Below are 20246 nucleotides of genomic sequence, written 5' to 3' on the forward strand. Positions count from 1 at the left end.
CCGTCGGTTTCGGGTACTATGGTAAAGAACGATACCGCATCGCGCACGGGTGGAGTGCGTGAAAACGGATTATTTCTAACAGAGGAGTATTCGTCCTATGCACGTTGAACTGCTGTACCATACGCCCGATCCCGAGCGCGCCATCGCAACGGCCGCGCGCCTGTGCTACGCGCCCGTCGGCGCTGCCGAGCTCATGGAAACCATGCCCGAGGAGCGCGTGCGAAGCGTGCTTTCGACCATCATGGCAAGCGGGCATTTCTCCACGCTCGAACACGCCAGCTACACCTTCGCCGTAGACGGGGTGTCCCGCGCGCTCACGCACCAGCTGGTGCGCCACCGCATTGCCAGCTTCAACCAGCAAAGCCAGCGCTACGTGAAGTTCACCGACGGCCTGGCCACCGTCAAGCCGGAGAGCATCGCGGGCGATGCGCAGGCCGAAGCCGTGTTCGACCGGGCGATCGAGGCGGCTATCGAAGCGTACGAGAAGCTGCTGGCCGCCGGCATTCCCGCGGAGGATGCCCGCTACCTGCTGCCCAACGCCGCCGAAACGAAGATCGTCATCACCATGAACGTGCGCGAGCTGCTGCACTTCTTCTCGCTGCGCTGCTGCAACCGCGCGCAGTGGGAAATCCGCGACATGGCGCATCGCATGCTCGAGCTGGCGCGTCCGACCGCACCGTTCGTGTTCATGGACGCGGGCGCGCCCTGCATCCGCGGGAACTGCCCTGAAGGAAAGATGACCTGCGGAAACCCGTATCCGCGCGTGAAGAGGGGCTGACGTGGCCGAGCAGAAGAGCGATCTTTCGCGCGCGTTCTCGGAGGACGGCGCGGTCAAGACCCATGTGGGAGGGCAGGCCCTTATCGAGGGCATTATGATGCGGGGCCGGTACAACTGGTCGGTCGCCGTGCGCGAACCTTCCGGCGGCGTGTACGTGGAAGAGCACGACCTGGCGTCGGGGCAGGGCAAGAACGGCTGGATGTACTGGCCGCTCGTGCGCGGCTGCCGGGCTATGGTGGAGTCGCTCGTCCTAGGCTACAAGGCTCTCGAGATCGCGGCGCTGCACGCGTTCGCGGACGAATCGGACGAAGAGGGGGTTGCTGCCGAGGGGGTCGGAGGGGTCTGCCGCTCGGACAGTCCTGCTCGCACGAACAGCCCGCAGGGCTGTTCGGCTCGTGCGGAACTCGCTTCAGATCCCTCCGGCCCCCTCGTCGACGGATCTCCGTCGTCCGATTCGTCCGCTGGGAACCCTGCGGCCGATCTCGAGGGGCTTGGACCCTCGCTCGCTGGCGGGGGCGGGGAGGGCGGGGAGAAGGCGTTTTCCTGGAAGGACGATTTCGGGCGACCGGAAACGGTGATCGACGGGCTGGGCGCCCAGAGGACGCTTGACGTGGTGGAGGAGCCTGCTTCTTCCGCTCCCGTCCAGGACCCTGCGCCGAAGGACGTCGAGAAAAAGTCGTTCATGGACGAGGAAGTCGAATTCGGCAAGAAGGAGATGGCGGTGTCCATGGTGCTCGGCCTGGTGCTGGGCGTGGTGCTGTTCATCGTGGCGCCGGCGGCGCTCACGAACCTCATCGTGGGCGAGTACGATTCCAATACGGTGCTCTGGAACGTGGTCGACGGTTTGCTGCGCGTGCTCGTGTTCGTGTTCTACCTGTGGCTGATCGGGCGCATGCAGGACATCAAGCGCATGTTCGGCTACCACGGCGCCGAGCACAAGACCATCCACTGCTACGAGCACGGCCTGCCCCTTACGCCGGAAAACGCGCGCAGCTTCCCCCGCTTGCACGTGCGCTGCGGCACCGCGTTTCTCATCATGGTCATGATCATCGCCATCTTCGTGTACACGGTGACGCCCATCAACGCGCTCATCGACGCATGGGGCGTGGCCGACGGCGCGCCCAAGCTGGCGCTGGTCATTTTGATCCGCATCCTGCTCATGCCGGTCATCGCGGGCATATCCTACGAGATCACCGTGAAATGGGCGGGCAGCCACCCGGACAATCCCATCGTCAAGGTGGTTCTGTGGCCCGGCATGCAGATGCAGTACCTTACCACGCGCGAGCCTGACGACGGGCAGATCGAATGCGCTATTGCGGCCATGCAGCGCGTGCTCGAGCGGGAGGAAGCAGAGGACGCGAAGGCGAACGCCGCAGCGGAGGCTCCCACGCCTTCCGCGGCGTAGCGCCGGTTCGGCACGCGCGGTCAACGAACGAAAGGGCATATCTTGGGAGCGGCTATAACGGCGCAGGACCTTCGGAAGTCGTTCAGGCTTTCCGCGAAGCAGCGCAAGATCGAGCGAACGGACAGTCGGATGAAGACGGCTGTCGACGGCTTGTCGTTCGAGGTGCAGCACGGCGAGATCTTCGGGCTGCTGGGTCCGAACGGAGCCGGCAAGACCACCACGCTGCGCATGCTGGCGGCCTTGGTCAAGCCCGATCAGGGCGATGCGTTCATCGACGGAAAGTCGGTCGTGTCCGACCCCGTGGGCGTGCGCAGCTCTATCGGGTTTCTCACGAGCGACCTCAAGTTGGAGGACGTGTTCTCTCCCGATTACCTGTTCGACTTCTTCAGCGAGCTGCATCGCGTTGATCCCGCCGTGCGCGACGAACGCAAGCGCGCCCTGTTCGAGCGCTTCGGCATCGATCGTTTTGCGCAAACGAAGGTGGCCGATCTGTCCACGGGCATGAAGCAGAAGACCTCGCTTGCGGTGTCGGTCGCGCACGATCCGTCGATCATCGTGTTCGACGAGCCCACCAACGGCCTTGACGTCCTTACGGCCAAGACGGTCACGGACTTCTTGGTGGAAATGAAAGGGGAGGGCAAAACCATCTTGCTGTCCACGCATATATTCACCCTGGTCGAGAAGGTGTGCGATCGCGTGGGCATCGTGATCGACGGGCGCATGGCCGCATGCGGCACGCTGCCCGACGTCACGCACGGGCGCTCGCTCGAAGACGCGTTCTTCGATTTGTACGCGGCGGCGGTTCGGAGGGAATCATGAGCAACGGCGCTTTCACCATTACACGCAAGGAGCTTGCGAAGTTCTTCAGCAACCGCGTGTCCGCGCTGGTTTCCATCGTTTTGCCCGGTCTGCTGATATTCGTCGTGTGGACGGTGATGGGCGATGCGATGGGCAGCATGTTCCAGCCCGATGCCGCCAAACGGCCCGTGGTTGCCGTGGTGAACGAACCCGCCAGCCTTGAAGCGCTGGCGGACGCGGCGGGCATCGATGTCGTGAAGGAGGGTTCCTTGCCCGACGCCGATCGGATGCGCGAGGCCATCGAGCAAGGAGACGTCAAGGCGTTCGCCCTGTTCCCCGAAGGGTTCGACGAGTCCGTCGCGGCCTACGATCCCGCTTCGGGCACGGCGGCGCCTCGCGTGGAACTGTACCGCAATTCCACGGATCCCGATTCGGTGCAGGCGTTTTCCGCGCTCAAGGCCGCGCTCGACGCCTACGAGTCGTCGCTGTCGAACCGGTTCGACGTGAACGTCGGCGATGCGTCCTACGATGTTGCCGAAGAGCGCGACGTGGCCGGTTCCGTCGTGGTGTCGATCGTGCCCATGCTGTTGCTTATCTTGCTGTTCACCAGCTGCATGTCCGTGGCGGCTGAGTCGGTTGCCGGCGAAAAAGAGCGCGGCACCATGGCAACGCTTCTGGCGACGCCGGTTCGTCGGCGCGACATCGCATTGGGAAAGGTGCTCGCCGTGTCGATCATCGGCTTGCTGATTGCCGCATCGAGCGCGATCGGCATATTCGCGGGGCTGCCCAGCATCATGCAGGGCAGCGTGAGCATGAGCGTGTACGGCGTTTCCGACTACGTCTTGCTCACATTGGTCATCGCGTCCACGACGCTGGTCGTGGTCGTTCTCATCACGATGGTCTCGGCGTTGGCGCGCACGACCAAGGAAGCGTCCATGTACCTGACGCCGCTCATGATCGTGGTGATGCTCGTGGGCGCTTTGGGCATGTTCGGGGGCGCAACGCAGACGGAGCCGCAGTTCTACCTCATACCGCTGTACAACAGCGTGCAGTGCATGATCTCCATTTTCACGTTCGATTTCCAACCGATGAACGTGGCGTTGTGCGTAGCTTCCAACCTCGCGTACACGGGGGCGGGCGTTCTGGTTTTGCAGCGCATGTTCGACAGCGAGCGCCTGATGTTCGCGCGCTAGGCGCTTCGTCGTTCGAAAGAGAGCCGTTCGAGGGCTTGGCGGAAGGGATCGGCTTGCGGTTCTTGTCGGTTTCGGTTTGCCGGCGGGTTCCCGGCGTCCTGTCGATGCGCAGAGGCTAGAGGACGAAGAAGCCGCTTTTGCCCGCTCGCTTCGCTTCGTACATGGCCTTGTCCGCCTGGTCGTACAACTCCAGGTAGCTCTCGCCGCCCCGTGCGCGCACGGCTCCGATGCTCACGCTGAAGGGAAGACCCGCCTCGGCTGAAGCGGTCGCTACGCGCACGAGCAGCTCTCGGCAGCGTTTTTCAAGCGCATCCGCGCTGACCATCCCGGCCAGGCAAACGGCGAACTCGTCGCCGCCGAAGCGGCAGACCAGGTCGTCTTCGCGAAAGGTTTCCTTCATCATGCTGGCCAGCAGGCACAGCGACTCGTCGCCCGCCTTGTGCCCGTAGGTGTCGTTCACAACTTTGAAGTCGTCGATGTCCACTACGACGAACGCGCCCACGTTGTTTCGGTCGACCAGCGTTTGCGCTTCGTTTTTGAACGCGCCTACGCCGAGCAGCCCGGTCAGGCCGTCGCGTTCGGCAACCGCTTTCAGGCGGTCTTTTTCGGCACGGGTGATCTCGAGGGCTTTCGCGCGGTTTCGCGCGTAGCCTATCGACAGCGCGATGATGACGCTTGCCACGACAAGGCTGATCAACGCGATCTCTTTTACGTGCGCTTCGGCGAATTGCACGAAGGTCATCTGATTCTCCTGCAGGGCTTCGGCGTAGATGCTGTCGTTGACTATCCCGACGGGCATCTGCCGGATCGCCTCGTTGAACACGCGCAGCAGGCGATGGTCGCTCGAGGACGCGAACGCGAAGCAGATGCTGTTCTCTTCGTTGGGGTTCATGTAAGCGGTGACGTTGGGATAGCTTTCCATGTTCTCGAAGTAAGGCCCGCTGTAGCCGTCTGCGTACGTGTAGTCGGCGCGCCCGGTGTCGACGGCTTCGACGCAGTCTTCAAGCGTGTTGCAGACGAGCGCGTTCTCTCGGTCCGCTTCTTCGCAGGTCGCGCTGCGGATCAACGCGGCGCGACCTTCTGTCAAATTGGAGGCGTTGACGCCGCTGCGAGTTACGATCCATTGGTAGGACGAGAGGTACGGGGTGCTCAGCGACAGGTTGTGCTGGTGGGCGAAGGGGAAGTCGTGCACGATGCCGGCTATGGCGTCCAGGTCGAACTCCTGGATAGCTTCGTCCCAGTTGAGTTCGCCCGTAACGGGGACGATCTCCAGGGAGAGCCCCGTGTACTCGGCGATGTAGTCGAGCACCGCTTTCGAGGCACCCACGGGCAGCCCGGTTTTTTCGTCGACGTCTTGGACGGGCGCCGCGCCCGCCAGATACCCGACGCGGATCGTGCCGGCTTGGGCAACGAACGCGCGCATGTCCTTGGCAAGCCCGGTCGATCCCTGGTGCGTGTCGAAGTGCTTCGCGTACAGGTCGTGCTGCAGCATCGGCTCGGCCCTGTCGATTTGAACGATGGCCTCGTTGAGGGACGCGACGATGTCTTTCTCGCCTTTCGAGGCGGCGAAGTAAAACGGATTGGAGGCCATGGACGCCACGACGTGCATGCCTTCGATGGGCGATATGTCCACGCCGGTAAGCACGTCGGCTTTTCCCGACAGCACGGCGTCTATCTGCGCTTGGATGCTGTCGCACTCGACGGCTTCCATCTGGATGCCGTTTGCGTCGCAAAACATCTGGGCGCCGGAATGGGACTTAGGGGATGGTCCGTTGAACGCGATGCGGAGTTTTTCTTGCAGGTAGATATTGGTTTCGGTCAGATTGTCGTTGGAGCTGGCGGCCAGCAGGGCAGAGGTGGCCGCTCCGTACGAGTTGGTGGCGTAATCGAACTGCTGCGCCAGCGAATCGTTGTACGCCATGGCTCCCATGATGTCGATCTCGCCCGCTTCCATCATGGCCAACAGGGTGGTGAGCTGCTCGTTGATGCTTCCTTCGGCCTCGACGAATTGATAGCTCCATCCGGTGTACTGCGCCACTTGCTCGAGGTAGTCGTAGGTGTAGCCCGAATAGGAACCGTGTCCGTCCGATTCCGACAATCCCGGCTGGATCGGCCAGCCTACGCGTATGATGCGGTGGTCGGATACGGCGTCGGCGGATCCGTCGTGCGCGATGGCGGTTGCAGGCAGCGAGCACGCCGCGATCATGGCGACCGTCGCGATGGCGGCCCACGTCCTTGCAAGACGCGAAAGCATGTTTTTCATGCACCGGCTCCTCGCCCGATTCGGTTGCGCCGTTTCCTCAAACGATTAATTAGTATAGCAAAGGTAATGATTAAAAGTAATCGCTCGGTCGCATTCCCTTCGCTGGCGGGCTCGCAGCGGCAAGCGGTGCGGGTCGGGGCGGGGTTTCGCCTCGGGTTGCACGGCCGTTTACCTTTCGAGCGAGCCGTCAAGGTTTCGTAACCTGTTCTCCTCTCAGGGGCGTGGTCGCTTTGATACCATCGAAGCATTCAGATCATCGATGGAGGGTGCAAGGCGCGTTCGCGTCCGGCCCCCCGCAGGGCGAAAGCGTAGGTGCGGGGCGTGCAAAACGCAATTTCAGTTCAAAACATCGTGAAGAACTTCGGCGCGGTCGAGGCGCTCAAAGGAGTTTCGCTCGAGGTGGCTGAGGGCGAGAAGGTCGTCGTCATCGGGCCGTCGGGTTCGGGCAAAAGCGTGCTGATCCGGTGCATCAACGGGTTGGAGGTTCCCGATTCGGGGACCATCGTGGTCGAGGGCATGAACCTGGGCGATCGCAAGGTGAACAGCCGGGCGCTCGCGCGCGACGTGGCCATGGTGTTCCAAAGCTACAACCTGTATCCCCATAAAACCGTGCTGGAGAACGTCACGTTGGCGCCCATCAAGGTGCTCAAGGTGCCGAAGGCCGAGGCCGAGAAAACGGCGCGCGCCTATTTGGAGCGCGTGGGGTTGATCGACAAGGTGGACAAGTACCCCGATCAGCTGTCGGGCGGCCAGCAACAGCGCGTGGCCATCGCGCGCGCTCTCAACATGCATCCCAAGATCATGCTGCTCGACGAGCCGACGAGCGCGCTCGATCCCGAAATGGTGCAGGAAGTGCTCGACGTCATCAAGTCCCTGGCGGAAACGAACATGACCATCGTCATGGTCACCCATGAGATGGGCTTGGCGCGCGAAGCGGCCGACAAGGTCGTGTTCATGGAAAACGGCCTGGTGGTCGAGCAGGGCAGTCCTCGGTACATCTTCGACGAAACGGACAACGAGCGCATCAAGAGCTTCTTGTCCAAGATCTTGTGAGGCGCATCGTGATCACAAGACGGACATTCTTGCGCGCATCCGCCCTGGGGGTAGGGTCGATCGCGCTGTGCGGGGCGGCGGGCTCGCTTGCCGGGTGCGCGTCCGGCGCGGACGTGCTGCGCGTGGGCACCAAAATCGACGTGCCCTCGTTCGGCTTCCAGAATCCTGAAACGGGCACCATCGAGGGCATGGAAGTGGACATCGCGCGCGAATTGGCGCGTCGCATCAAGGGCAGCCCCGACGCGTTGCAGGTGACCGGCGTGAACGTGACCACGCGCGGGGCAATGCTCGACAACGGCACGCTCGACGCCACGTTGGCTACGTTCACCATCACCGAGACGCGCAAGAAAAGCTACAATTTCTCGCGTCCGTACTACACCGACCATATCGGCGTGCTGGTGAAGAAGTCCTCGGGCATCGCCGATCTTGCCGGGCTTGACGGCAAGACGGTGGGCGTGGCGCTTTCCGCCACGACTCGCGAAAAGCTTGCGCAGGCCGGCGACGAGATTGGTATCCACATGCGCTTCGCGGAGTACTCCACCTATCCCGAAATCAAGATAGCGCTGGTCACGGGGCGCGTTGATGCGTTTTCGGTAGACCGGTCGATCCTGAACGGCTATGTGGACGACTCGACCATGCTGCTTACCACGCAGTTCGCTCCGCAGGAGTACGGCGTGGCCACGAAGAAGTCGAACGTCGAGCTGGCGGCGCAGGTGGACGACGCTATCGCCGCCATGCAGGCCGACGGCACGCTTGACGAGCTGTATGCGCGCTGGGGCCTTTCCGAAGACGGGGTTTCAGGCGGCGTCGCGGCTGCGCAAGGGGGCGGATCGCATGCTTGATATCTTCGCTCCGTTCAAGTGGGAGGCGCTTTTCCAGCGTTGGCCCGACATCTTGTCCGCATTCGGCATGACCGTTGGCATTTCCGTGCTCGCGCTGCTTATCGCACTGGTTCTGGGCGTGGTGTTCGGCGTGCTGTCCGTGTCCCGCATACCGGTGTTTCGCTGGATCACGCGCGTGTACGTGGAGGTCGTGCAGAACGTGCCCCTGCTTTTGCAGGTGTTCGTGTTCTACGCTATATTCCCGCTTCTGGGATTGTCGCTTGCGGCGTTCTGGATCGGCGTGCTGGCCATCGGCATCTATCATGGCGGCTACATTTCAGAGGTCGTGCGTTCGGGCATCGGTTCCATCCATCGCGGCCAGTTCGAGGCGGCGAAAAGCCAGGGGTTCTCGTACTGGCAGACCATGTTCGTGATCATTTTGCCGCAGGCGATTCGCATCATCATGCCGCCTTTGGCGGTGCAGGCCGCCAACCTTGTGAAGAACACGTCGGTGCTCGCGTTGATCGCGGGTGGCGAGCTTATGTACTTCGCGAACTCGTTTGCGGGATCCACCAGCTACTACGGTCCCGCTTACGTGGTTGCCGCCATCCTGTACTTCATCATCTGTTTTCCGTTGTCGCGCTTGGCGCTGTATCTGGAGCGTCGGACGCGCGCGCATCGGCACGTGGCTACCGGGGACGCGACGGAAGAGCTGTCCGAGGACGTGCTCGAAGTCACGCCGGGATCGCACGACATCACGGGTCGTGCGGCTGCCGACGCCATGGCCGGCGGAGTCGACACCATGCTGGGCACGGTCGATATAGCGCCTGCTCGCGTGGCTCCGTCGCCGCGCCATCCGCTGCACGTGCTGGGCGAAGACGCAGACGGGGCGATGCAAGGCGCGCGTGGGCCGTTTGAGCAGGCGTTCACCGGAAAGCAAGCGGCTGAGATCGCAGACGACATCGGCCGGGAGATCGCGCAGGAGATCGTCGCGTCGTGCGCAGGCGACGAAGCGTGCGCACGACGCGCCATGCACACGAGGACCGGTCGCTCGAGGGCCCTGCGCCGCTTGGAGCAGCGACGCGCTGCCGCTCGCGAAGAGGCGGAGCGTTCGGAGCGCAAGGGTGCGACCGATGAAGAAGGACGGGAGGAGGACCGATGAGCGATATCGCCGCTCTGTTCACGTGGGTGAACATGCGCTTTCTCCTGCAGGGTTTGGGGATGACGCTGCTCATATCTGCGCTCGCCATCGCGTGCTCGGTGGTGCTGGGAACTCTCATCTCGGTTATGCGCACGTCGAAGAGCCGCGTGCTGCGCGGCGTTGCGACCGTGTACATCGAGGTGTTCAAGAACACGCCGCTTCTGCTGTGGATCATGTTCACGTTCTTCGTGGCGCAGCTGCCGCCCATCGGCGCAGCCGTCCTGGCCTTCACGCTGTTCACCAGCGCCAGCGTGGCCGAGATCGTGCGCGGCGGCTTGGCGAGCGTGCCGTTCGGGCAGTACGAGGCCGCGAAGAGCCAGGGCTTTTCCGGGGCGCAAACCTATGTGCTGATCATCTTGCCGCAGGCGCTGCGCAACATGGTTCCGGCGCTGCTTTCCCAATTCGTGACCACCATCAAGGATACGAGCTACCTGTGGGGCGCCATGGCTCTGCAAGAGCTCATGGGCCGCGGCATGATCCTCATGAACAGCTACAACTCCACGGCTCAGATCTTCGCCATCTTCGGCATCATGGCTCTGGTGTACTTCGTGGTGTGCTTCACGCTGTCCCAGATCGTGCGTGCGTACCAGCGAAAGATCAAGCAGGCTCGCACCGCGTAGCGTCTTTGCGCTTCGGGGCGGGTTCCAGACACGCCGACACGGCCGGGGCGCGAGTTCCGGCCGTGTCGCTTTGGCGCCGTAGGGCCTTCTACTGCAGGGATCCTAGCAGGGGCAGGTACTGCTGGGCGCTTTCGGGAACCGTCAGCGTGATGCGCTGCCCGTAGGCTTCCACGGTCACGTAGCCGGGGTTGTCGTACGTGGTGACCGACGCTTCCACTCCGCCGTACGTGCCGCTGAACGAACCCGTCGGCGACGCCTCTGCGGGCAAAGAGGAAGCTTTCCAGCTGTCGATGTTCAAGCTGGCCACGGCTTCTTCCACCTGCGCCGTGCTCAAACCGGTTGCGTTGGCGATGGCCTCGCTGTTCGCGGCAAGGGCGTCTTGCACGTTCGACTTGATGCCCGATGCGTCGATGGCCGCGTTCGCGGCATTGTTCTTCACGTCGCTGACCAGCGATGAGACCGGATCTGAGGCAGAGCCTCCGCTTGGGGAAGGCGCCATGAGCAGGGCGACCGAGCCGGCTATGAGCAGGGCGATGAGTCCTAGGAATACGCCGAGAACTTTCTTCATCGAAGGTGTCTCCTTTCGAGCTCGGGCTACGAGGGCGCCGCCGGTGGTGCGTTTTCTGGATCGGATGGAGAACGGCTGTTGGGCTGTTCGGCGGCCATCCCGAACCATAGCCTATACGAGAATCGATCGCTTCATGAAACGTCCGCGCCATCTTCAGAGCCTGGGGACGAAATCCCCACTCGATTTCCGGAACTGGCCCTTCGGCCGCGAAGCGCGCGCCGTGCGACGCCTGCCGCACAGCGGGCCAGTGCCCGCGCGAAGGGCGTCGGGTTCGTTTCGGCTTGGGTAAAGTTCTCCTCCCTTCGCTCAAAATCGTGTATGCTAGCGTCTATTGCGTCGCGGACGGCGCGTCGCAAGCGCGCTTTTGCGCGTTTTCATCCCCGCACACGTTAATAAATAGGTGGGGCAACCGTGTGAACGATGCGAGGCCGCCAAGGCGGCTGGTTAGACAGGAGGGAACCGCGTGAAGCTGGTGGTAACCGAGAAGAACGACGCGGCTCAGAAGATCGCCGATTTGCTCGGCGTGAAGAAACCGAAGGCGGACAAGGTGTACTCCACGCCGGTGTACCGATTCGACGTCGAAGGCGAGGAATGGGTGACCATCGGCCTGCGCGGCCACATCCTGGAGCCCGATTTCACTCCCGCCATGGTGTACAAGAAGCGCGGCGGCTGGCAAGGCGTCACCGAGGAGGGGGAGACGTTTCCCGCGGACCTGCCCGACACGCTTGCGAAGCCCCCTTTCAAAAAGAAGAAGCCCTTCACCGAGGACGGCGTGGAGCTGAAGGCGTGGAAGATGGATGCGCTTCCGTACTTGGTGTACGCGCCCATCAAGAAGCTCCCCAAGGAAAAAGAGATCATCCGCTCCTTGAAGAACCTAGCGAAAAAGGCCGACTCCATCGTGATCGCAACCGACTTCGACCGAGAGGGCGAACTGATCGGGAGCGACGCCCTCAGCTGCATGCAAGAGGTGAACCCGACCGCGCCCGTGTCGCGCGCGCGGTATTCGGCGTTCACGAAAGAGGAGATCACGCATGCGTTCGACAACCTGGTCGAGCTTGACGTGAACCTGGCGAGCGCCGGCGCGTCGCGCCAGGACATCGACCTTATCTGGGGCGCGGTGCTCACGCGCTACCTGACGCTCGTCAAATTCGCAGGGTACGGCAACGTGCGCTCGTCCGGTCGCGTGCAAACGCCCACGCTCGCGCTCATCGTGGCGAAGGAGCGCGAGCGCCTTGCGTTCGTTCCCGAGGACTACTGGGTGATCCGAGGCGCGTTCGGGGCCGAGCCCGACGCGTTCGAGGCACCGCATGCCACCGCGCGCTTCAAGAGCGAAGCCGAGGCCAACGCCGTCATGGCTCACGTCGACGGCGCGGCAAGCGCCACGGTGGCCTCGATCGAGAAGCGCAAGCGCACGGTGCAGCCGCCGGCTCCGTTCAACACCACGTCGCTCATGGCGGCGGCGTCCGCCGAAGGCCTGAGCCCTGCGCGCACGATGCGCATCGCCGAGAGCCTGTACATGGACGGCTACATATCCTATCCGCGCGTCGACAACACGGTGTACCCGTCTTCGCTCGATTTGGCGGAAACCGTGAAGGCTATTTCCGGGAATCCGGCTTACGCGCCGTATTGCAAAGAGCTGTTGGCGAAAGACCAGCTCACGGCTACGCGCGGCAAGAAGGAGACGACGGACCACCCGCCTATCTACCCCACGGCAAAAGCCACTCCTGACGACCTGGCGCCCGCCGACTACAAGCTGTACAACCTGATCGCGCGCCGGTTCCTGGCCACGCTGTCCGAACCTGCCGTGGTGGAGGGCACGAAGGTCACGCTCGACGTGAACGCCGAGCCGTTCGTTGCGAAGGGCGACGTGCTGGTGAAGCCCGGGTTCCGCGCGATCTACCCCTACGGGCTGAAGAAGGACGAGCAGCTGCCCGTCCTTTCCGAGGGGCAGGCGATCGCGTTCGGCGGTGCCACCTGCACGAAGAAGCAGACCGAGCCGCCCGCGCGCTACAGCCAAGGCAAGCTCATCCAGGAGATGGAGAAGCTGGGCCTGGGCACGAAGTCCACGCGCCACGCCATCATCGAGCGCCTGTACACGGTGAAGTACATCCAGAACGACCCCATCGAACCCAGCCAGCTGGGCATGGCCGTATGCGACGCGCTCGACAAGTTCGCCCCGCACATCACGCACCCCGAGATGACGGCCGAGCTGGAAGAGGAGATGGACCGCATCGCCGAAGGACGCACCACGAAGACCGACGTGGTCACCACGAGCCGCAACCTTCTGGCCGAGCAGCTGGCCAGCTTGCTGCCGCATTCGGAGGAGGTTAAAGATGCCCTAGCCGACGCCGTGGCCGCCGACGCGTACGTGGGGCCGTGCCCGAAATGCGGCAAGGACCTGCAGCTGCGCGCGTCGCAGAAGACGCGCAGCATGTTCATCGGCTGCGCTGGCTGGCCCGATTGCGACGTGACCTACCCCTTGCCGAAGGGCAAGGTGGAGGCTGTGCCCGAGCCGTGCCCGACCTGCGGCATGCCTCAAGTGAAGGTGACGGCGTTTCGCTCGAAGCCGCGTACCATCTGCATCGATCCGCATTGCTCCACCAACAAAGAACCCGACGTGGTGGTGGGCGAGTGCCCGGCCTGCAAGGAGAAGGGCATCGCCGCGAAGCTGATCGCGCAGAAGAACCCCCGCACCTTGAAGCGCTTCATCCGCTGCGAGAACTACGACGATTGCGGCACGGGCTACCCGCTGCCCCAGTACGGCGCCCTTGCCGCCACCGACGAGGTGTGCGAGCACTGCGGCGCGCCGATGGTCATCGTCACCACGAACCGCGGCCCCTGGAAGCTGTGCCCGAACTTCGATTGTCCGGGCAAGGAGCAGGACGAGGCGAAGGGCGCCAAGGGCAAGGCTCCCGCCAAGAAGGCGCCTGCGAAAAGCAGTGCCAAGAAGCCTCCGGCGAAGAAGCCGGCTGCAAAGAAATAGCGTGATCGCGAACGACCGATCCTAACGTCGAAGGGCCCCGCATGACGGGGCCCTTCGACGTGGATGACGGCTGCTCGGCTTCCGCTCGCTCGTGTCGCAACGCGCCGGTCCGGTGCGTTGCAGGCTACGCTTGCGCGTTCTCGATGGCGCGGTACAGGTCGGTTCCCTGGGCGTCCACCGCCACGAAGCAGGGGAAGTCTTGCAGCGTCAGGCGGCGCAGCGCCTCGGTCCCCAGGTCTTCCCAGGCTATCGTCTCGCTTGCGACCACGTGGGTGGCCAGCAGCGCGGCGATGCCGCCGACTGCCGCAAAGTACGCGCTGCCGTTGCGCACGCAAGCGTCGATGACGTCGGCTGCGCGCTTTCCCTTCCCGATGCACGCGATCACGCCCGCATCCATGAGCGCGGGCGTGGCGAAGTCCATGCGGCTCGCCGTGGTGGGACCCACCGACCCAAGGGGCCTGCCCGCGGCGGCAGGGGTGGGACCGGCGTAGAACAGCGTCTGCCCTTCTAGGTCGTACGGCAGGCGCCCGTCCGCGCGCAGCGCTTCGAGTGCGCGCGCATGCCCGGCGTCGCGCATGGTGTAGACGGGTCCTGAGAGGCGCACTTCCTGCCCAGCCTTCAGGCGGCCGACTTGCTCGCGATCAAGGGGCAACGTCAGATGGACGGCGCTCGGCTCGCTTTGGTCCGCAGGGGCGTCGGATTCGCAACGTGAAAGCTCGTTCATCGTTCATCACTCCAGGAAATCAGCTCGACGGATGCGGTTCGCATGGCGCAGCAGCCCATGTTCACGGCTACGGGCAGCGCGGCGATGTGGCAGGGCGCCGTTTCCACGTGCACGGCCAAGGCGGTGGTCGATCCGCCAAGGGCTGCGGGCCCTATGCCGGTTGCGTTCACGGCGCGCAACAGCTCGTCTTCGAACCGGGCCGTTTCGGGCGTGGCCGCCGGGCTTCCGATCGGCCTGAGCAGCGCGTGCTTCGCCAGGCCCGCCACCTTGTCGAACGTGCCGCCTACGCCTACGCCGACGATGAGCGGGGGGCACGCGTTCGCGGCCTTCTCGCGCACGCATTCGAGAATCGTTCGGCGCACGCCTTCGGCTCCGGCTCCCGGAGCCAGCATGACCACGCGGGAGGCGTTGTCCGACCCGCCGCCTTTCAGCATCACGTGCAGGGTGGCGCCCTTTCCGGGACGGAAGCTGACTTCCGTGAACGCCGGAGTGTTGTCGGACGTGTTGGTTCGGTCGGTCAGGGCGTCGCGCACCACGCTCATGCGCAGGCGCGCGTCCGCGTAGGCTCGCGCGACGGCGTCGTTCACCAGCGAAAGCGCGTTTCCGGGCAGCATGAGGTCTTCGCCGACCTCCAGGCTGACCCAGACCGTGCCCGTGTCCTGGCAGATCGGCACGCCGTCCTGCTGCGCGATGCGTGCGTTTTCGAGCACTTGGCCCAGCACTGCCCGCGCGCGCGGCTCGCGTTCCGTTTCTCTCGCGCGCTCGATGCCGGCTCGAACGTCTTCGCGCAGCGTCACAGCGCATTCGACGATGCTTTGGTAGACGGCGTCGGCCACCGCTTCAGCGGTCGGCCCCGGCTTTCGTTGCGGGTGCGTCATAGGCGGTTCTCCTTCGCTTGGGGTTCGGGCTATTCTACCACGGAGGCGCGGCGCGGCCGCGCCGCTCGTCTTCGGGCGCCGGCTTCCCCCGGACGGTCGATGCTGCCGGCATGCCCGCGCCGCCGCATGCCGCCGGGCCTCGTTTCGGGCGCGCATGTGTTTTTTGCATCAGCGCGGCCCAAGAAAGCGCCTCCGGCAGCGCGGGGCCGCCCCTCCCGGCGCGCGAAGGTATATAATTGTTCGCGATCGCCGAAATCAGCCGAAGGATAGAGCATGAACTTGAACGAAGAATCGCTGCGCTTGCACAAGGAATGGCGCGGCAAGCTTGATACCGTCCCGAAGATGGACATCGCAACGCGCGAGGCCCTGTCGCTGGCCTACACGCCGGGCGTAGCGGAGCCGTGCCGCAAGATCGCGGAGGATCCGCAGGCCGCGTACGAATACACGATGAAGGCGAACACCGTCGCCGTGGTCAGCGATGGCAGCGCCGTCTTGGGTCTGGGCAACATCGGGCCTTTGGCGGCCATGCCGGTCATGGAGGGAAAGTGCGCGCTGTTCAAGGCGTTCGGCGGCGTGAACGCGGTGCCGTTGTGCCTGGACACGCAGGACACCGACGAGATCGTCGAGACCGTGGTGCGCCTGGCCCCGTCGTTCGGCGGCATCAACCTGGAAGACATTGCAGCTCCGCGCTGCTTCGAGATCGAGCAGCGCCTGATCGAGGCGCTCGACATCCCGGTGTTTCACGACGACCAGCACGGCACCGCCATCGTGGTGCTGTCGGGCGTCATCAATGCGCTGCGCTTGACCGGCAAGCGCAAGCAGGACTGCCGCGTGGTGGTCAACGGCGCGGGGTCGGCGGGCATCGCCATCGCGAAGCTGCTTTTGAGCTACGGGTTCCGCCATCTGACGCTGGTCGACCGTTGCGGCATCATCTGCTCGAAGTCCCAGGGCATCAACGAGGCCCAGCGCGCCATGCTGGAAGTAACGAACCTGTCCGACGCCGAAGGCTCGCTGGCCGACGCCTTGGCAGGCGCCGACGTGTTCGTGGGCGTGTCCGCGCCGAACCTGGTCAGCGCCGACATGGTTCGCTCCATGAACGACGACGCCATCCTGTTCGCCATGGCCAACCCCGATCCTGAGATCTACCCGGACGTGGCCAAGGCCGCCGGCGCGCGCGTCGTGGGCACCGGCCGCTCCGATTTCCCGAACCAGATCAACAACGTGGTGGCGTTCCCCGGCATCTTCAAGGGCGCGCTCGAGGGACGCGCGACGCGCATCACCGAGGCCATGAAGCTGGCGGCTGCCGAAGCGCTGGCCGGGCTCGTGTCCGACGAGGAGCTGTGCGAGGACTTCATCATGCCTGAGCCGTTCGACCCGCGCGCAGTGGAGTGCGTGGCGAAGGCGGTCAAGGACTGCGTGGAGGATTAGCGGCATGCCCGAAACGCAAGATCTTGCCCCGCGGGGCATCTTCATAACGTTCGAGGGGGGCGAAGGCGCCGGCAAGACCACCCACATTCGTTTTCTAGCAGAAGCGCTGCGCGCGCACGGTCGCGAAGTGCTGTGCCTGCGCGAGCCCGGCGGCACCGACATCGGCGAGCAACTGCGTGCCGTGGTGCTCGACCCGCGCAACGTCGCCATGACCGACGAGGCCGAGCTGCTGATCTACGAAGCCGCGCGCGCCCAGCTGGTGAAGCAGGTTATCGCGCCTGCGCTTGCGCGCGGCGTGGTGGTGCTGTGCGACCGGTTCACGGATTCCACGGTTGCCTACCAGGCATACGGTCGCGGGCTTTCGCGCGAATTCGTGGACGGGGCGAACGCTTTTGCCTGCCAAGGGCTGCGGCCCGACCGGACCATCCTCATGGCCACGGGCGGCACGGCGCGCACGGGCCTTGCGCGCGCGACGCATCGAGGCGCCGATCGCCTTGAGCGCGCGGGCGAAGAGTTCCACGCGCGCGTGAACGAGGCGTTTATGGACATCGCGCGACGCGATCCCGATCGTGTTCGCGTAGTGACCTCGGCCGATCGCAAGTCGCGTACCGCTTCGGCTGTGTTCTCGCAGTTGAAGGACTTGTTTCCCTGGATGGCCGACGTCGAGCAGCGCGACCCTGCGTTTTTCGATCGCCTGGACGTGAAGCGCAGCCAGGTCGGTCGCGCGGGGCTGCGATCGTCCGCTGAAAGCGCGCCGGGCGCGTCGCAGGGGGTCTGATCCGTGGCCGACGCGTTCGAGAACATACTGGGGCAGCCGAAGGTGCGCGAGTTCTTGCGCGCCACGGTATCTCAGGACAAAGTGAGCCATGCGTACCTGTTCACGGGTCCGGCTGGGTCGAACAAGACGCTTGCGGCCTACGCGTTCGCCCAGGCGGTTCTGTGCCCGAAGGGTCCGCAAGGCCCGCGCGGCGGCAACTGCGGCGCATGCGACGCGTGTCGGCGCATCATGCGCAAAAAGCATCCTGACGTGCGCTATTTTGCGCCGGAAGGTGCCAGCGGGTACTTGGTGGAGCAGATTCGCGACATCGTTTCCGACACGTCGTTCGCTCCCATTCAGGCCAAGAAGAAGATATACATCCTCGATCGCGTGGACCTTCTGGGCGTGCAGGCGGCGAACGCGTTTCTCAAGACGCTCGAAGAGCCTCCGTCGGATGTCGTGCTCATCCTGCTCGGCCGTACGCGCGAAAGCGTGCTGCCCACCATTCTCTCGCGTTGCCAGGTGGTGCCGTTTCGCACCATCCCGGCCAGCGAAGCCGCCGGCATCATCGTGCAGAATTCGGGCGCCTCGCTCGAACAGGCCCGCATGGCGCTCGAAGCATGCAACGGGTCCATCACGCGCGCCGTGGAATTCCTCAAGTCCAACGAGCGCTTGGGCTTTCGCCGACGCGTGCTCGAAGTGGTCGGCTGCCTGCGTAAAGCGGACGATTGGGACGTCATCGGGTTCGCAAGCGAGCTGGTGGTACTGGTCAAGGCGCCGCTCGACGTGGCGCGGGCCGAACAGGAGCAGGAGCTGGCCGAGAACGCCGATTTCCTGGCGAAGTCGGCCATCCGTCAAATCGAGGCGCGCAACAAGCGCCAGCTGACGGCGAAGACCTTCGAGTCGCTGCGGCATCTGACCGCCGTCGTGCGCTCGTGGCTGCGCGACGTCGTGGCCGTGTGCGCGGAAACGCCGGAGCTCGTCATAAACGTGGACGTGCGCGAGTCCATCGCCGAAACGGCGGCGGTTACCGACGAGGCGCGCGCTGCCGCGGCGTTGGCGTGCGTGCGTCGCTGCGACGAGGCTATCTCGTATAATGTATCTCCCGAGACGTGCATCGACGCGATGCTGTTCGAAATTCGTGACACGCTGTACGGTCGCGCGCCCCATGCTTCGGGCGCGTCGACCCGGATAAGATAGAGAGGTGCGCCATGGTTCGCATAGCGCCTGTTAACCTGTACTACAATCCCAAAACGCTCTGGTTCGACGCCGGGGACCTCGACGTGCGCACCGGCGACGGCGTGGTGGTGTCCACCGCGCGCGGAATCGAGTTCGGCCGGGCTTCGGGCGATGTGTTCGAGGCTGACGAAGCTCAGGTGAAGAAGCTGAAAAGCCCGCTCAAGCCGGTGAAGCGCATCGCTTCGCCCGAGGACGAGGCTCAAGCGGCCGCCATGGAGCGCAAGAGCGCCGAGGCCCTTCCCGTGTTCAAGGAGATGGCCGCCGAGGCAAGCGCCGACATGCACCCCGTTTCGGTGGAGTACCTGTTCGACGGCGACAAAGCCATCTTCTACTTCGAGGCGGAGGAGCGCGTGGACTTTCGCGAGCTGGTGCGAAAGCTGGCCTCGTACTTCCATGTGCGCATCGACATGCGCCAGATCGGCGTGCGCGACGAAGCCCGCATGGTGGGAGGGCTGGGCCATTGCGGCCAGGAGCTGTGCTGCAAGCGCTTGGGCGGCGAGTTCTGCCCCGTGTCCATCCGCATGGCGAAAGAGCAGGATCTTTCCCTCAACCCGCAGAAGATCTCGGGCGTGTGCGGCCGCCTTATGTGCTGCCTGCGCTACGAATTCGATGCCTACAAGGATTTCAAGAGCCGCGCGCCCAAGCAGAATTCTCAGGTGGAAACCCCTATCGGCACGGCCAAGGTGATCGATCTGGACGTGCCGCGCGAAGTGGTGACGCTCAAGGTCGACGGCGAGAAGCCCGTGAAGGTGCCCCTGGCTGATTTCGATCCGCCCGAGGAAGGCGTGCAGCGCCCGAAGGTGGTGGGCTCGGAGGCTTGGGAGAACGCGACGGCCCAGGCGGCTATCGGGGTTGCCGGGGAGTCCACGGTGTTCGCAACCTCGCAGCTGACGGGCTCGGACAAGCTGGCCGATCCTTCCGCCGTGCGTCGAACCGGACGCGGTGGGCAGAAGCCCGCGCGCGGCGGGTCGAACGGAAACGGCAAGCAGCAGGGGCGCAATGGCGGGGGTCGTGGCGGCTCGAACAAGGTTTCCGAGTCCGGTTCGCCTTCGGGCCGCAAGCCGCGCCGTCGTCGTTCGACGAAGGTCGGGGGAGAAGCGGGCGCCGCCGAGGCGGTCGAAGCCCCCAAGCGCCGCCAGAGCCAGGGCAGCCAGCAGAAGTCGCAGCAGCCGGGTCAAGGCCAGAAGAAGCAGGGCGGCTCCAAGAAGCAGCAGCCCCGCACGTCCGATGCCAAGAAGCAGCAGCCACGTTCGGGCGAGGCCAAGCAGCCGGCGCGCGCCGGCGGCGCCAAGAAGCAGGGGCCTCGTCCCGGCCAGAAGTCGTCGGGCTTGCGTCAGCAGAAGCCCCAGCAGAAGTCTCCGCAGAAGCAGGGCGGTGCTCCTCGTCCGGATCGCAACGCAAGCGACCAGGGCAAACCGGCAGGCGAAGGCGGGCATCGCCGCGCGCGTCGTCGCAGCCACCGGTCGGGAAGCGACGGCTCGTCGAGCGGATCGAACGGCTCTGCGGACAACGCCAGCAACAGCTAGGAGGGGCAAGA

At 64.4% G+C, this 20246-nt stretch carries 17 protein-coding genes; 13 read left to right on the top strand and 4 right to left on the bottom strand.

Annotation, left to right across the window (positions count from 1 at the left end; genetic code table 11):
* Positions 1-97 precede the first annotated feature (97 nt).
* From thyX to LG373_RS02345, 4 genes are read left to right on the top strand one after another with little or no spacing between them, the layout of a single operon-like run.
* On the top strand, positions 98-778 hold the full coding sequence (gene thyX / locus LG373_RS02330; RefSeq protein WP_216529800.1) for an FAD-dependent thymidylate synthase: 681 nt from the start codon (positions 98-100) through the stop codon (positions 776-778).
* 1 nt (position 779) lies between these two features.
* Positions 780-2183 (top strand): DUF1385 domain-containing protein, encoded by a 1404-nt coding sequence (locus tag LG373_RS02335; protein ID WP_216529801.1) that lies wholly within the window; start codon positions 780-782, stop codon positions 2181-2183.
* A 42-nt stretch (positions 2184-2225) separates the two neighbouring features.
* Positions 2226-3002 carry an ABC transporter ATP-binding protein gene (locus tag LG373_RS02340; RefSeq protein WP_216529802.1) on the top strand — a complete coding sequence of 259 codons (777 nt, stop codon included), beginning with the start codon at positions 2226-2228 and terminating at the stop codon, positions 3000-3002.
* Positions 2999-4174 carry an ABC transporter permease gene (locus LG373_RS02345; RefSeq protein ID WP_216529803.1) on the top strand — a complete coding sequence of 392 codons (1176 nt, stop codon included), beginning with the start codon at positions 2999-3001 and terminating at the stop codon, positions 4172-4174. The genes LG373_RS02340 and LG373_RS02345 overlap by 4 nt, the downstream gene beginning before the upstream one ends.
* Before the next feature lie 115 nt (positions 4175-4289).
* Here the strand turns inward: LG373_RS02345 and LG373_RS02350 are convergent, their stop codons facing one another.
* Entirely contained in the window at positions 4290-6437 is a 2148-nt protein-coding gene (locus LG373_RS02350; protein ID WP_216529804.1) for a GGDEF domain-containing protein, read from the bottom strand.
* 321 nt (positions 6438-6758) lie between these two features.
* Here LG373_RS02350 and LG373_RS02355 point away from each other — a divergent pair, with 321 nt between their 5' ends.
* Genes LG373_RS02355 through LG373_RS02370 form a run of 4 tightly spaced genes read left to right on the top strand, consistent with a single transcriptional unit; the run spans position 6759 to position 10132 of the window.
* The gene (locus tag LG373_RS02355; protein WP_216529805.1) at positions 6759-7490 is read left to right on the top strand and encodes an amino acid ABC transporter ATP-binding protein; all 732 of its coding nucleotides are present in this window, start codon (positions 6759-6761) and stop codon (positions 7488-7490) included.
* 8 nt (positions 7491-7498) lie between these two features.
* Positions 7499-8332: a transporter substrate-binding domain-containing protein gene (locus LG373_RS02360; protein ID WP_114567946.1), complete on the top strand. Its 834-nt coding sequence runs from the start codon at positions 7499-7501 to the stop codon at positions 8330-8332.
* Positions 8325-9473: an amino acid ABC transporter permease gene (locus LG373_RS02365; protein ID WP_225748869.1), complete on the top strand. Its 1149-nt coding sequence runs from the start codon at positions 8325-8327 to the stop codon at positions 9471-9473. The genes LG373_RS02360 and LG373_RS02365 overlap by 8 nt, the downstream gene beginning before the upstream one ends.
* The gene (locus tag LG373_RS02370) at positions 9470-10132 is read left to right on the top strand and encodes an amino acid ABC transporter permease (RefSeq protein WP_114567932.1); all 663 of its coding nucleotides are present in this window, start codon (positions 9470-9472) and stop codon (positions 10130-10132) included. Before LG373_RS02365 ends, LG373_RS02370 begins: the two co-directional genes overlap by 4 nt.
* Positions 10133-10220: 88 nt before the next feature.
* On the opposite strand, the gene LG373_RS02375 is transcribed toward LG373_RS02370, so the two are convergent.
* A complete protein-coding gene (locus LG373_RS02375; protein ID WP_216529807.1) occupies positions 10221-10700 on the bottom strand; it encodes a hypothetical protein in 480 nt (159 codons plus the stop codon).
* Positions 10701-11163: 463 nt separating this feature from the next.
* On the opposite strand from LG373_RS02375, the gene LG373_RS02380 reads away from it, so the two are divergent.
* Positions 11164-13683, top strand: coding sequence for a DNA topoisomerase I (locus LG373_RS02380; protein ID WP_216529808.1), 2520 nt, complete (start codon positions 11164-11166; stop codon positions 13681-13683).
* Positions 13684-13807: 124 nt separating this feature from the next.
* Here the strand turns inward: LG373_RS02380 and LG373_RS02385 are convergent, their stop codons facing one another.
* Positions 13808-14407, bottom strand: a complete 600-nt coding sequence (locus LG373_RS02385) for a FumA C-terminus/TtdB family hydratase beta subunit (RefSeq protein ID WP_216529809.1) — start codon at positions 14405-14407, stop codon at positions 13808-13810.
* Complete coding sequence (locus LG373_RS02390) at positions 14404-15285, bottom strand: fumarate hydratase (RefSeq protein WP_114567936.1); 882 nt, start codon at positions 15283-15285, stop codon at positions 14404-14406. The genes LG373_RS02385 and LG373_RS02390 overlap by 4 nt, the downstream gene beginning before the upstream one ends.
* A 273-nt stretch (positions 15286-15558) precedes the next feature.
* On the opposite strand from LG373_RS02390, the gene LG373_RS02395 reads away from it, so the two are divergent.
* The 4 genes from LG373_RS02395 to LG373_RS02410 are packed head-to-tail and all read left to right on the top strand — an operon-like array spanning position 15559 to position 20235.
* Complete coding sequence (locus LG373_RS02395) at positions 15559-16713, top strand: NADP-dependent malic enzyme (protein ID WP_216529811.1); 1155 nt, start codon at positions 15559-15561, stop codon at positions 16711-16713.
* 4 nt (positions 16714-16717) lie between these two features.
* Entirely contained in the window at positions 16718-17491 is a 774-nt protein-coding gene (gene tmk, locus LG373_RS02400; protein ID WP_114567938.1) for a dTMP kinase, read from the top strand.
* A gap of 3 nt (positions 17492-17494) precedes the next feature.
* Positions 17495-18670 carry a DNA polymerase III subunit delta' gene (holB, locus tag LG373_RS02405; protein ID WP_114567939.1) on the top strand — a complete coding sequence of 392 codons (1176 nt, stop codon included), beginning with the start codon at positions 17495-17497 and terminating at the stop codon, positions 18668-18670.
* 11 nt (positions 18671-18681) lie between these two features.
* The gene (locus tag LG373_RS02410; protein ID WP_225748870.1) at positions 18682-20235 is read left to right on the top strand and encodes a regulatory iron-sulfur-containing complex subunit RicT; all 1554 of its coding nucleotides are present in this window, start codon (positions 18682-18684) and stop codon (positions 20233-20235) included.
* Positions 20236-20246: the final 11 nt, after the last annotated feature.

The sequence above is a fragment of the Paraeggerthella sp. Marseille-Q4926 genome, assembly GCF_916618935.1.
Taxonomy (GTDB): Bacteria; Actinomycetota; Coriobacteriia; order Coriobacteriales; family Eggerthellaceae; genus Paraeggerthella; species Paraeggerthella hominis.